Source organism: Acinetobacter pullicarnis (genome assembly GCF_006352475.1).
GTDB lineage: Bacteria > Pseudomonadota > Gammaproteobacteria > Pseudomonadales > Moraxellaceae > Acinetobacter > Acinetobacter pullicarnis.
Map to the genome: position 1 here is coordinate 2358202 of NZ_VCMZ01000001.1, position 14820 is coordinate 2373021.

Annotated in this window: 9 protein-coding genes; 1 reads left to right on the forward strand and 8 read right to left on the reverse strand. The window is 45.4% G+C overall.

From position 1 onward, the window contains the following. Position 1 precedes the first annotated feature (1 nt). From FD716_RS10435 to FD716_RS10460, 6 genes are read right to left on the reverse strand one after another with little or no spacing between them, the layout of a single operon-like run. Positions 2-3094 (reverse strand): efflux RND transporter permease subunit, encoded by a 3093-nt coding sequence (locus FD716_RS10435; RefSeq protein ID WP_407641927.1) that lies wholly within the window; start codon positions 3092-3094, stop codon positions 2-4. Between the two features lie 11 nt (positions 3095-3105). Beyond that, positions 3106-6210, reverse strand: coding sequence for a multidrug efflux RND transporter permease subunit (locus FD716_RS10440; protein WP_139852290.1), 3105 nt, complete (start codon positions 6208-6210; stop codon positions 3106-3108). Beyond that, positions 6207-7451 carry an efflux RND transporter periplasmic adaptor subunit gene (locus FD716_RS10445; protein WP_407641928.1) on the reverse strand — a complete coding sequence of 415 codons (1245 nt, stop codon included), beginning with the start codon at positions 7449-7451 and terminating at the stop codon, positions 6207-6209. The genes FD716_RS10440 and FD716_RS10445 overlap by 4 nt, the downstream gene beginning before the upstream one ends. Before the next feature lie 31 nt (positions 7452-7482). Next, on the reverse strand, positions 7483-7827 hold the full coding sequence (locus FD716_RS10450; protein ID WP_139852292.1) for a DUF3325 domain-containing protein: 345 nt from the start codon (positions 7825-7827) through the stop codon (positions 7483-7485). After that, the gene (locus FD716_RS10455) at positions 7824-9620 is read right to left on the reverse strand and encodes a PepSY-associated TM helix domain-containing protein (RefSeq protein ID WP_139852293.1); all 1797 of its coding nucleotides are present in this window, start codon (positions 9618-9620) and stop codon (positions 7824-7826) included. The genes FD716_RS10450 and FD716_RS10455 overlap by 4 nt, the downstream gene beginning before the upstream one ends. Further along, positions 9617-9907 carry a DUF3649 domain-containing protein gene (locus FD716_RS10460; RefSeq protein WP_139852294.1) on the reverse strand — a complete coding sequence of 97 codons (291 nt, stop codon included), beginning with the start codon at positions 9905-9907 and terminating at the stop codon, positions 9617-9619. The genes FD716_RS10455 and FD716_RS10460 overlap by 4 nt, the downstream gene beginning before the upstream one ends. A 595-nt stretch (positions 9908-10502) precedes the next feature. On the opposite strand from FD716_RS10460, the gene FD716_RS10465 reads away from it, so the two are divergent. After that, on the forward strand, positions 10503-11924 hold the full coding sequence (locus FD716_RS10465) for a cryptochrome/photolyase family protein (protein WP_139852295.1): 1422 nt from the start codon (positions 10503-10505) through the stop codon (positions 11922-11924). Between the two features lie 418 nt (positions 11925-12342). On the opposite strand, the gene FD716_RS10470 is transcribed toward FD716_RS10465, so the two are convergent. Next, entirely contained in the window at positions 12343-13350 is a 1008-nt protein-coding gene (locus FD716_RS10470; RefSeq protein WP_139852296.1) for a zinc-dependent alcohol dehydrogenase family protein, read from the reverse strand. Positions 13351-13547: 197 nt separating this feature from the next. Further along, a complete protein-coding gene (pobA, locus tag FD716_RS10475; RefSeq protein ID WP_139852297.1) occupies positions 13548-14744 on the reverse strand; it encodes a 4-hydroxybenzoate 3-monooxygenase in 1197 nt (398 codons plus the stop codon). Between the last annotated feature and the right edge of the window lie 76 nt (positions 14745-14820).

A 14820-nucleotide genomic window follows, 5' to 3' on the forward strand; every position in this document is an offset into this window, starting at 1 on the left:
CCTATGGATTCCTTTGAAAACGATTTGTGCTAAAAATCAAACGCTTTAAATATTGTGAGATTTTCTCTAAAAGTAAGTACATGATTGGGGTGGTGTATAACGTCAGTAATTGACCCAAAATCAAACCACCGACAATCACTAAACCGAGGGGTTGACGGAATTCTGCGCCTTGTCCCCAACTGATTACCAAGGGTAAAGCGCCAATCAAAGCCGCAGTATTGGTCATTAAAATCGGGCGGAAACGTAAGCGTGCAGCTGCTAAAATAGCCGCCAGCGACGATTTGCCTTGCCGCCTGAGTGCCAGACTAAAATCAATCATTAAAATCGCATTTTTCACCACGATCCCAATCAGCAAGAACATCCCCAACAAGGCAATTAAGCTAAAGGCATGATCAAATAGCCACAAGGTAACCAACGCCCCAACCGCAACGGCTGGAATGGTCGATAAAATCGTCAGTGGATGAATCATACTTTCATAGGTCATCCCCAACACCAAATAGATCAGCACAATCACAGTGAGAATCAGCATTGGAGTCGTTAAACCACTTTGTAGACTTTCCGCTTCAGCATCTTTATCTCCCGTCACAAAAATCTCATTTGGAAACATGATTTCAGGCAATAAACCACGAATCGCAGCATCGGCCTGTTCAGCGCTATATTCCGCTTTGACCACATAACCAATGCCCATCACCGCAAACTGATTGCGTCGATAAATTCGGTCATTGGTCAAGCCATAAGACCAGCTGGCAAACTGTGGCAATGGGACAAACTGCCCTTGTTGATTGGGTACTTTAATATTTGCCAATGCTTCGGGATGCTCAGTAAAATGTCGATCAACCTCCATGACCACAAAAAACTGATCGGTCTGATCATAAATGGTGGAAATTTGTCGTTGTGAAAATGAATTGTTCAGCACACTAGAAATTGCTTCGATATCAACACCCAAACGCTTGGCTGCTGCACGGTCAATCTCTAAACGCACATGCTGTGCGCCTTTGTCCCCATAGTTTTCTGCTTCTTCAAGTTGTGGCAATTTCTGCATGGCTTCGGTCAGGATTGGCACCCATTGACGCAGTAACTCGACATTGTCGGACTGCAATAATAATAAGTATTCTTGGCCATTGCCTGAGGCAAAAGGATCATCCAGTTTTAAATCTTGTCCCACCCGCGCAGAAAATACCGCACCTGCATGCCAAGGCGCTTGGCTTTTTAAGCGCTCCACCACGGTTTTGGAAGCTTCACCACCACGTTCAGCTTTGGGTTTTAGGCTGATCATAATGTCTGAGTTGGTAAAACCGCCGCCTCCGCCTGAAATCCCAATCACATCTTGCACCGCTGGATCTTGATTGACATAGGCAATAAAGCTGGCAATTTTAGGCTGCATCACTTGGAATGAAAAACCATCATCGCCGCGAATAAAGGCTTCGACGCGTCCGGTATCTTGTTCTGGCAATACTTTTTTCGGTAGCATTTGATAGACATAAACTGAGCCAAAAATCGCTGCAAGCCACAGCACAATGACCACATAACTGTGTCGCATCAACCATTTCAGTGAACGCAGGTAGGCTTGAGTCAGGCGCTGCATCATGGCATGGCTATAACGATACAAAGATGTCGGCTGCTGACGATTAAGTGGTGCGACCACACGTGCTGCCAAACTGGGACTAAACAGCAGCGAAACCAAGACTGAGAGGATGACCACAAATACCAAGGTCAATGAAAACTCTTTAAACAGCCGTTCAATCACACCGCCCATAAACAATACCGAAATAAAGATCACCAACAGCGAGAGGTTCATAGCAATCAGGGTTGCACCCACTTCTTGAATGCCTTTAACTGCCGCAGCATATGGACTTAGACCATTTTCAACATGCCGTTCGATATTTTCCAGCACCACAATGGCATCATCCACCACCAAGCCGATCGCCACAATAATTGCCATAATCGACAGATTATTTAAGGAAAAGCCCGAAAGATAAATCAGTATACAACTGCCAATCAGGGTCACCCCCACAGCCAGTGTTGGCACCCAAGCACTTTTAAAACGCCCCAGTAACACCCCAATAATCACAATCACCAACAGAATCGAAAACAGCAAGGTCTCCCGAGCATCTTGCAAACTGGCACGAATCACTTCCGAGCCATCCATCACCACGTTCAACTCACTGTCGGCTGGAATTAGATGGCCTAATGTCGGTAAGCGCTGTTTAATCTGGTCAATCGTTGCCACGATATTGGCATTCGGCTGGCGACTAATTTTCAAGATCACCGCAGGTTTGCCATTGTGATAACCACTGACATAGCGGTCTTCCACTGCGTCTTCAACGTCAGCTACATCTTTTAAACGCACCACGGCATTGGCATTTTGGTGAATGACCAAATCTGCAAAATCTTCCGCCTTTTTCAGGTCACTGGACAAAGACACTTGCCAACGGAGCTTTTCATGCTCAATCACGCCTAGGGCTTGTACCACATTGCTTTCAACCACTGCTTTACGCACTTGCTCCAGTGATAAGCCCTGTGAAATTAAAGCATTGGGATGCAAAGTGATTCGCACCGCAGGCATGGAAGCGCCATCAATTTTAACTTCACCCACACCAGAAATTTGCGCCAAATTCGGTTGTAAATCATTGGCAGCAATTTCATAGAGCTGACTTGGCGCCAGATGCGCTGAACTAAAAGCCAGATAAAAAATCGGACTTTGACTTGGATTGACTTTGAAATATTCGGGTGGGCTTGGCATTCCGGCAGGCAATTGCGACATCGCTGCATTAATGGCAGCCTGTACCTCACGCGCGGCTTCGTTGATATCGGTTTTTAAATCAAAATGGAGCACCACTTGGGTTGAGTTTTGACTGCTTGACGAATTAATCCCCTTCACCCCAGCCACGCCCATCATGGCGCGTTCAAGCGGTGTCGCCACGGTGGAGGACATGCTTTCTGGACTGGCGCCCGGCAAACTGGCACGCACCACAATGGTTGGAATATCCGCTTGCGGCAATGCTGCCACCGGTAAACGCCAATAGGCCAACAGCCCCAACAGCACAATCGCGATCGCCAGCAAACGACTGGCGACAGGACGCTGAATCATCATAGTCAGGAACTTCAAGACAACGCTCCTGATGAATCATTGCCAGCATTGTTAACATTGCCGATATCGGCGGGTGCTGACGGTTTTTGTAGACGATCAAAGAATAAATACACCACAGGCGTGGTAAATAACGTCAGCAACTGGCTGACGATCAGTCCACCGACCATCACCAAACCGAGCGGTTGGCGTAGCTCTGCACCTGAGCCAGAAGCAAACATCAACGGTAATGCACCGACCAAGGCCGCCATGGTGGTCATTAGAATCGGTCTAAAACGCATTAATGCCGCTTGGTAAATCGCCTGTTCAGGGCTTAAACCTTGATGGCGCTGTGCTTCGAGGGCAAAGTCGACCATCATGATGCCATTTTTCTTGACCAGACCAATCAACAGAATAATCCCGATCAGTGCAATCATATCCAGCGGTTGCTGCAATAACATCAATGCCAATAACGCCCCAATCGCGGCTGAAGGTAGGGTTGATAAAATGGTAATCGGGTGAATAAAACTCTCGTAGAGCATGCCCAACACGATATACATGGTGACAATTGCCGCCAGCACCAACCACAGACTATTTTCCTGTGCAAAGGCAAAGGCGGCTGCTGCACCTTGTAATTCAATATTTAAATCGACAGGCAAGCTTTGATCTTGTTTGATTTGATCAATCACCGCAATCGCATCACCTAAGGCCACGCCTGCTGCCAAATTAAAGGAAATGGTACTGGACGGAAATTGCGCCTGCTGCTGTAAAATCACCGGTGCATGGCGTTCGGTAATCGTGGCAACTGCACTCAGCGGAATGGCTTGGCCCTCTGCCGAGTGAATATAAGTTTGTGCTAAAAGATCAATGCCTTGTTCCAACCTAGGATCAATTTCAAGCACAATTTGATATTGGTTGGCTTGGCTATACAAAGTCGCAATTTGACGCTGTGCATAGAGATTTTGCAGCGCCAAACTAATCTGTTGAATGGTCAGTCCAAGACGTGAAGCAGCATCGCGATCAACCTCAATATAGGCCTCCAAGCCTTGACCGGCATCGACCCGAGTCACATCTGCAAATTGTGGTTGTGCCGCTAGACGTTGCTGAATCTTTTCAGTCCATTGCTGTACCGCTTGCTGATTGGCTGCGGTCAAGCTGATTTGATATTGAGTGCGACTGATTTTATCTTCAATACTCAGCTCTTGCAGCGGTTGCATCCACGCTTTAATGCCTTGTACTTTATATAAATCTTCAGACAACCTCGCCATCACACCATCGATTTTTTCACGTTCAGCATGTGGCTTTAAATTGACTAAAATACGGCCGCTGCTCAGTTTCGGATTATTGGCATCCACCCCAATAAACGACGATAAGCTTTGCACCGCAGGATCTTTTAAAATCTCTTTGCTGAGGGCCTGTTGCCGCTGACTCATGGCTTGGAATGAAATGTCATCGGGTGCTTCGGTCACCACCTGAATCACGCCATTGTCCTGTACCGGGAAAAAGTCTTTGGGAATCACCCAGTACAATATGCCTGCCAAAACCACGCTACTCAGCATCACCACCATCGTCAATGCTTGATGGCGCAACACCCATTTCAATGACCTGCCATAGCCTTGAATAATCCCGTCCAGACTAAAACGTCCACCCGCACGATGTTGTGGGGCTTTTTTCAGCAAATAAGCACACATCATTGGTGTCAACGTGAGCGACACCAGCAACGACAATGCAATTGCAGCAGCCAAGGTCAGGGCAAATTCATGGAATAAACGCCCTAAAATATCGCCCATAAATAACAAGGGAATCAGTACTGCAATGAGCGATACTGTCAATGAAATCAAGGTAAATCCAATTTCTTTGGCACCTTTTAAAGCTGCTTCTAATTTACTGGCACCCGCTTCTCGATGCCGTGCAATATTTTCCAGCATCACAATGGCATCATCGACCACAAAACCAGTGGCAATGGTTAAGGCCATCAGGGTTAAGTTATTGACTGAGAAACCAAGGAAGTACATCAGCACAAAGGTACCAATGATCGACAGCGGCACCGCAATACTTGGAATAATGGTGGCAGCGAGATTTCTTAAAAATAAAAACGTCACCATCACCACTAAGCAGACAGCAAAGACTAGTTCTTTTTGCACGTCATCGATGGCACTACGGATACTTTCGGTACGGTCACTGAGTACCTGAATCTGCACATTTTCTGGCATATTCTGCTGTAACTCGGGCAACACTTGTTTAATTTGATCGGCTACATCAATGACATTGGCATTCGGTTGCCGTTGAATATTCACTAAAATAGCGGACTGACTATCTGCCCATGCCGCCATATAACGGTCTTCACTGCCTTCAACAATACGTGCCACATCTTTGAGGCGAATCGGGGCTTGATTGTTCCAACGCAGAATCAGATTTTCATAGTCTTCAACCGAACGAATTTGATCGTTGGCATCCAACAAGGTACTGCGAAATGGTCCATCAAAACTGCCCTTGGGCTGGTTGGCATTGGCTGCTGCAATCGTAGCTCGCACTTCTTCGGCACTGAGTTGATAGGCGGCCAAGGCAGTCGGATTCATCTGCACCCGCACCGCAGGGCGCTGCCCACCAGCCAAACTGACCATGCCCACACCCGACAATTGCGATAGCTTTTGTGCCACGCGCGTATCCACCAAATCATAGACTTTGCTTAGCGGCAAAGTCTCCGAACTGATGGACAATGTCATTACAGGTGCATCCGCAGGATTGACCTTACGGTAGATCGGTGGTGTTGGCAAATCATAGGGAAGCTTACTGTTGGCAGTGCTTAGCCCAGATTGCACCTCTTGTTCGACCACGCCTAAGTCCGCACTTAACTGGAATTGCAATGTAATGACAGAGGCACCCACCGAACTGGTGGAGGACATCTGCTTCAGCCCAGCAATTTTACCCATTTCACGTTCAAGCGGTGCAGTAATGGTGCGTTGCACCGTATCGGGATGGGCCCCTGGTTGAAAGGTATAGACTTGAATAATTGGATAGTCGACTTGCGGTAAAGCAGAGACTGGCAGCCAGCGCCACACCAACAGACCACTGACCAACAGTGCCAACATCAACAAGATGGTGGCGACGGGTCTTAGGATGAAAAAGCGAGAGATATTCATGGGCTCGCAACCAGCGTAGATGCCGCAGCAACCTGATTTTCTGCTGGATGTTGCGCTTTCTGCTGCACAATTTGTACGGCTTTGCCTTCGGAAAGTCGATCAATTCCCTCAAGTACCACCCGTTCCTGACCATTTAGGCCAGATAAGATTTCGGTACGCCCTTGGGTATTGATACCGAGTTGAAGCACACGCACTTCGGCCTTATTGTCTTTATTAATAATATAAACATAAGGCCCTTTGGCGCCGTGCTGAATCGCATCGCTGGGAAGATTGACGGCATTGGCAATGGTGTTGAGCGCCAATTTGACATTGACGAATTGATTTGGGAATAAACGATCATCTTGATTATTGAAAATCGCCTTGAGCTTAATGCTGCCTGTACTTAAATCAATTTGATTATCCAATGCATGGATTTTCCCTGTCGCCAATTGTTGCTGCTCACTGCGATCCCAAGCGGAAAGCGCCAGACTTTGCCCTGCTTGTTGCGCACCGCGTAAGGTCGCCAATTGCTGTTCGGGCAGAGCGAATTGCACATAGATCGGGCTAACTTGGGTAATACTCAGCAAAGCGCTGCTGTCATTGGCTTGAATCAGATTACCCACATCTTTCATGCGGAAGCCCACACGACCCGAAATTGGCGCATGAATTTTGGTATACGACAACTGTAGCTTTGCCGCATCGACTTGCGCTTGATTGGCCTGACTTTGCCCTTGCAGCTGTTTCACCAAGGCTTGCTGCTGTTCAACTTGTTGTTTTGCAATTGAATCGCGCTGATAAAGTAATTCATAACGGCGTAATTCAGTTTGAGCATTGGCTAGCTGAGCAAAATGCTGCTGCTGGGTACCCAAAGCCTGTGCCAAAGCCACTTGAAAAGGTGCCGGATCAATCAATGCCAATAACTGCCCTTTTCTGACCGTTTGCCCTTCATTAAAATATAACTGCTGTAAACGACCAGACACTTGGCTTTGTACATTGACCATTTGACTTGGAATCACCGTTCCAATGGCTTTGACTTGTTGCTGTAAATCGCTGCGCTCTACAGGCACCACCCGTACTGGCACGGGTTTACTCCATTGACTATACTCTTCTGCTACCGTTTGAGTACTTTTCCAATATTTCCATGCAGCAATCAAACCCAGTATCAGCAAAACCACAATAATCAACCATTTAAAAGGTTTCAGTTTTGATTGCCGAGATGGCGTTTGCTTTGAGGTTGAATGGGACTTTTCCGCTTCTGACATTATTGGTTCACTCATTACACTTTATTCCCATTCAACGAAAAACTTGTAAGCCACACAGCAGCACGCCTGAAAAACCTGCCAAGTACAGGTTCAAGCGCGGTCGGTAACTTTGGATAAAAATCATCAGTGCTAAAATTAGGGTTAGCGCACCAAACCCTGCAGTGATGCCGATTGGCGCACCCCATGCGGCAATCGCAGGGAAAAATGCCAATAACAATGCCAGCCACCCCAAGGCATAACTAATTTTTGCTTGGGTTGGGCTAAGTGGGCGTTGCAATATTTGTTTGGCATGGCGTTCCATCGAGAGATTGATTGCAAACATGCCGAGATAAAGCAGCAACATCGTGCTGATCATATTGATTAAATCAAGATTCATGGCTCATCCTCAGTAGGATGATCCTTGCTTGCGTCTGAAGCTAAGTGTGAGTCTGACTGTATAGCTGAATCCGAATCTAAAGCTAAGTCTGCTTTTGCCGTTGGATCTGCTGACTTCGGCTGAACAATCACCGATGCCTTCGGAACGCTTTGTTGTTTGACAACGCGCTTGGCTTTGACTACTGGCTTTAAAATCGATAGACGTTTACGCCATATCGCATAGGCTGCCCAAGCCAACAACAAACCAAACATGAAGAAACCAATATCAATGCTGGCCAGCACATAATCTTGTGCCTGTAAGGTCACACCCAAATGTCGATCTGTGGTTAACACATTTAAAATGGGTAAGCTGAGATAGGCCACAGCAGCCAAAGCCAACAGCTCAAACCATGCCCGCGGAATCGGTCGACACAGCGCATAGAGCAAACTAAACAACAAGCTCAAATACAGACAATGTACTTCCCAAGCAGCACGCCCTTCAAAACCAACGGAAAGTAGCCGATTGGCCCAAAAATACACCGCGATGGCCAAAGGTAAACCTGCGACCATGGCAATATTGAGACGTTCAACCAAGCCATGACCAAATAACATCTTGCCCGCTTTCATCTGTTTCGGACGACGTTTCACTGTCCATAGCACCAAGCCTGTCGCCACCATGGCGGTGCCGATCAATCCGGTAATCACATAAAATAGGCGCACCAAAGGTGAGGCAAAGCTACCAACATGCAAACCAAGTATCGTACTGCCAAAAATCAATGGTGCAGTGTCTTGGGGCGTTTTCCCTTTGACGATTTCTTTGCCGCTCAGCAAATTGAAATTCATCGTGGTGTAGCTACGTGCCACATGGCTGCTATATTTATAAAACTCAGCTCTTGCTGGTTCTGCCCCTTGACTTGGATAGATACTCAGCCCTTCAATTTGACCCGGCCCCCATTGCTGCTGCACTTGTTGTAACATTGGCATAAAATCAGCAAAGTGCTTAGATTCATCGCCCAACGCCATCGTTTTGGCGTTATCTGTATCGTTCGAGGCGATTGGGGAGTTATAAAGTTCTGCATAAAAGTGATCAATACTTTTCTCTGCTTCGCCATAGGCCAAAGGCACTCCTAAAGGCATATATGCATTGAGAAAAAATACCAAGCCACTATAAGTAATCATCAAATGAAAAGGCAGTGCAATCACGCTTAGAATCACATGACCATCGAGCCAAGAACGTTGCCCTTTGGCTGGACGGAAGGTGAAGAAATCTTTGAATATTTTTTTATGGGTGATCACGCCTGAAATCATTGCCACAAACATCAACATGGTACAAATACCAATGATGCGAATCGCCCAATCATAAGGGATGTAATGCAAAGCATAATGCATGCGATATAAGGTATGACCGCCACTGGTTTCGCGTGGTTTCTCTTGACCTTCAGTCGGTAGACCCGTAGTCGGATTTAAACTTGTACGCTGATACTTTCCATAGCGTTCCCCTTCAGCGGCAGGCAATGACCAGTTCACTGTCAGCGCATCTGCACCGCGTTGCTCAGAGATAAAACTCATGCCCCAACGTTCAGCCTTCGCCGCCTCGGGATCATTTTTTAAAAAGGCATAGGCTTTGCTGAATTGTTCAGTGCTGTTTGGAAAAACCTGTTGTTGCAATGGACGTTCAGGCTGCATCCAGCGACTGAGTTCAATTTGTACATAACCAGCAGTCCCGGTTAAAAATACAAAAAATAGAATCCAGCCCACCACCAGCCCAGTCCATGTGTGCAACCACGCCATACATTGACGAAATCCCTCTTTCATAGCGCCCCCACCTGTCTAGCGCCCCAAACACAAGCACTGAGCAGCAACAGGAGAATGCCTGATGAAATCCACGCTTTAGCTAAGCTTTTCACACTGAAGACATAAATAATGTAGATCAGCCAAACCACAAAACTTGCGATCATGCCGGTATAAGTCGCCACAGCTCGACGATCTGGATAAATCAATGCAATCACCGCAACGGATAAAGATGCAATCGCAAAACCGATAACCACCGCCAGTACAATCCGACTCAACACCATCCAGCGATAGCGCTGTATTTCACTCATCTTTAACGCTTTAAATTTCATTAACTGCATTCACTAACCAAGAGGACCGTTCATAACAACTGCTTTACTTAATAACTAAGACGATTGAGAAAGCAGAACAGCTCAGCTGAATTGTTAAGAATTGTATATTACTATCACTCAATTTGATAATGATTCTTATTATTAATTCGATTTATTTCTTTCTATCAAACAGCAGCTTAGTTTGAAACGCTTGGGCGATGGGGTGTTTAGCGGAAATTGATCAGAAACAGATAAGGTTATTTGAACAAGAAATCAACAAACTTTTGATAGCAAAAAACTTTTACGTATCTCAATTTGATCAGATGGCATTTTGCGCTGATTTTAAATACGACAAAAAACACTTAACTTGTATTATTTTCGACCAGAACCTACAATCACTTACACTTGATTGATTTTTTCTTTGAGCTAAAGGCGCCCAAACAAAAAAGTAGCGGTGTAGAACTTAACTGTACTCGCTCAAACTCAAATTTTCCGATTTGATTGGTTGGCGCTCATTGTTTCGCATTCATCCTTTATTTAAGATTCCAATACTCATTCAATCATCACTTTACAAACTGCGGACGTGACACCTTTTATGCAACTGATTTGGTTTCGACAAGATTTACGTGTTCAAGACAACACCGCGCTATGGCATGCAACTCAGGCTGGTCCTTGCATTGCATTTGTGGCTATTTCTCCCGAACAATGGGCATTGCATGATGATGCTCCAATTAAAGTCGATTTTTATCTCAGACAACTGCAATCGCTAAAAATACAATTGGATAATCTAAATATCCCGCTGATTATTCAACATATTCCACTGTGGAACGAAATTCCACAAGCCTTGCTACAACTGGCACAGCAACTGAATATCAAGACCCTGCATGCCAATATTGAACTTGGGCTAAATGAGTTAAAACGCGATGCGGCTACGCAGCAGTTGTTGGAAAATACCAATATTCCGCTTGAGCTCTATCATGACCGAACCCTATTTCCAGTCGGAAGTATTCGCAATAAAACTCAGCAACCTTATAAAGTCTTTAGTGCATTTAAAAAAAATTGCTATGAACAGCTGATAATCAGTCTGCCACAGTGTTATCCCGCGATTGAGGCGCAAACCCCACTTTCAGCGCATCCCCTGTTTACAACATCGCACTGTCAGCTTGAGGATTTTGTCCCCGCCCACGTCACCGATGAACAACGTGTGCTTTGGCCAATCAGTGAAACCTATGCAGTTACGCTACTCGATCAATTTCTAAATGATAAAGTTGAGTATTATCAGCAAGAAAGAGATTTTCCAAATTTAGATTCGACCAGTCGATTGGCGGCCTATTTAAATATCGGAATCCTGTCGATTCGCCAGACGATTCAGGGACTCTTCCGCTTGCAACAGGGTCATTTTCATATCGACAATCTGGGGCAACAAACTTGGCTAGATGAGCTCATCTGGCGTGAGTTTTATCAACATATATTGTTTGATTTCCCACAAGTCTCTAAACACCAGCCCTTTAAAATCAATACCAACAACATCCAATGGCGTGATGCCGCGCAAGACCTACACGCATGGCAACAGGGCCAAACTGGAATTCCAATTGTCGATGCCGGAATGCGTCAGCTTTTAGCCACAGGTTGGATGCATAATCGGGTGCGGATGATCACAGCGATGTTCCTTTGCAAAAATCTATTGATTGATTGGCGTCTCGGTGAGCAATGGTTTATGCAGCATTTAATCGATGGTGACCTGTCTGCCAATAATGGCGGTTGGCAATGGTGTGCATCGACTGGTACAGATTCTGTTCCCTACTTCCGTATTTTTAATCCAGTGTCGCAATCACAACGTTTTGATGCAAGCGGTGATTATATCCGTCAGTGGGTTCCCGAATTGGCCCATTTAGATGCAAAACAGATTCATGAACCCTATGCAAAAGATAAAAATTTGCATTTAAATTATCCGCAACCGATTGCCGATCTAAAACAAACTCGGATTCGTGCATTAGAAGCATTTAAAGCGATCTAGTCAGATAGCACTTAATTAATTATTTTAAATATTAATAACTTGCTATCAATTACTAAGATTTAAAGTCGATCTATAACAGGTCGACTTTTTAAAATCTGGGCGAAAATAATGGGGTCAAATTTCGATCATTAATTGAGCAAAAAGCACAATCCCATACAACGAATAAGGCTTTCAGCCCAAAAACTATCCACAATTTGTGTGGGTAACTTTTCTGCTCTTTTTCACTCAACTCTGCCCTGCGAAATACCACAACATTGTTCGGATGCATTTGCCAGTCATCTCTAGGCACGTCTTTTAAAAAACGCTGTACAGGTACTGAACCCCATAAGTTGGACATCACTTATGGGGTTCAAGATAGAGTTAGATTTTTATTGAATCAAGCGTTTGTCTATGTTCGCGCTTGATTGCTTGATCTGGCTTAGTGCTGAATGCAAATTTTGCCAAAATGCTGACCAGATTCTTGGTATTTGAAGGCTTCTGCCATTTGATCTACCGAGAATGTACGGTCAATCACTGGCACCCAATCAAAGCGATTTAATGCCTTCACCATCTCTTGTTGCTGCTCGCGGCTACCGACGATAATCCCTTTTAGGCTAATTTGCTTGGCCATTAATTCAACTGTCGGAATTTCACCGGAATAACCGGTTAAAATACCAATCAATGCAATATGTCCACCGACTCGACAGGCACGAATCGATTGTGCCAATGTTGCAGGACCACCGACTTCAACCACAATATCAGCGCCACGACCAGCAGTGAGTTCAAGCACTACATCACCCCAGTTTTTTTCATCACGGTAATTAATTACCTGATCAGCACCAAGTGCCAGTAATTTTTGTTTTTTCGCTTCAGATGAAGTCGTTGCAATCACCTTAGCACCTAGGGACTTGGCCATTTGTAATGCAAAAATTGAAACACCACCGGTCCCCAAGACTAAAACAGTATCTCCAGCTTTCAGTTTGCCATCGACCACCAAAGCACGCCATGCCGTCAATGCTGCTGTAGTCAAAGTTGCTGCCTGTGCATGGCTATACTGACTTGGTGCATGCGTAAATGAAGTGCTTGGCGCATTGACTTGTTCAATCGCATAACCATCAACCCCATCCCCTGGCACTGTTGCAAAATCCGATAAATTTGCTGGCCCATCCTGCCACGTTGGGAAAAAACAAGACACCACGTGATCACCCACGGCAAATTCAGTCACGCCAGCACCAACCGCCGTAACCACACCAGCACCATCTGACATCGGAATACGACCTTCTGCAGTCGGGAAATCACCTCGAACCACAACCAAATCATGAAAATTTAAAGAATTGGCGCAAATCTTGACCTGAATCTCGCCAGCTTGCGGCTCACCAAGCTGCGGCAATTCAACACAGTGTAAACTGTCAAAGCCTGCGGGTTTTTTCAATTGTATTGCTTTCATGGGGCGTGCCTCAAATTACGGATTATGATTAAGTTTGCATATCACCTTATAACATCAAGATGAATGCCAGAGGTCTATTATGGCCGATCCTATTGTTAGTACAACAACACCTTGCACGAGCAATCCCCACTGTCACGCAACGTGGCTTGACCGTGCAGTGGCCTGAGTTTGAAGCCGCTGGTGTTTGAGCTTTGGGATTACAGCATGGCTTTGCCTTCATAAGCCAAACCCACATAGTTTTCAGCCAAGGTGGTTTGCCCAGCGACGGAACCTAGCACATAGGCCAACTCTGCTTGCTTGATTTTTAAATCAAATTCACTTTCATTTTCAAATCGGTGTAAAAGGTGTGTCATCCACCAAGAGAAACGCTCAGCTTTCCAAACCCGCTGCAAACATTTTTCAGAGTATTGCTCAATCCCTTGCGCTGAAGCTTCGGTATAAAACTCAATGAGGGCGCTAGAGAGATAGGCAATGTCGGATGCTGCAAGATTCAAACCTTTTGCGCCTGTCGGTGGGACAATATGTGCTGCATCTCCGGCAAGAAACATTTTTCCAAAGCGCATCGGCTCAGTCACAAAACTACGCAACGGTGCGATGCTTTTTTCAATGGAAGGGCCTGTCACTAGATGTTGACGACTTTCATCATCAAGACGTTTACTTAACTCATCCCAAAAGCGTTGATCAGACCAATCTTCCACTTTATCTGTGAGCGGCACTTGTAAATAATAACGACTACGTGTTTTAGAGCGCATGCTACACAGTGCAAAACCACGATCTGACTGTACATAGATCAACTCTTCAGCCACTGGGGGTACATCTGCCAAAATACCGAGCCAACCGAAGGGATAGACTTTTTCAAAGGTCTTTATGTTTTCTTTCGGCACACTGGCACGGCAAACCCCATGATAACCATCACAGCCAGCAATAAAATCACAGTTCACCCGATATTGTATTCCATGATGCTCAAAGGTCACAAAAGGCATGTCATAAAAACCATGTACCTGTACATCTTGTGCTTCGTAGAATGAGCTGAGTTCTGCCTGTGTACGTGCCTGCATCAAATCTTTGGTTAATTCCGTTTGGCCATAGACCACAACCTGTTTGCCCTGAGTCAATGCGGTTAAATCAATCCGATGCTTGATGCCTTGAGTCAGGATTTCAATGCCTGAATGTGGTAGACCTTGTTGATTTAGATGCTGATCCACCCCTGCTTGTGTCAGTAAATCCACAGACACTTGCTCTAAAATACCAGCACGAATCCGCGCTGAAACATAATCCGCACTACGTTGCTCGATGATAATATGCTCAATCCCTGCTTTATAAAGCAATTGCCCCAACAATAAACCCGCAGGACCTGAACCGATAATTGCAACTTTTGTGGTTAAAACTTCCATGATGAATGCTCCTTGCTTCATTCATTAAAGTTAATTTTTAAAGTTGCTTTAGGCTATAGTGAGCATGACAAATTCA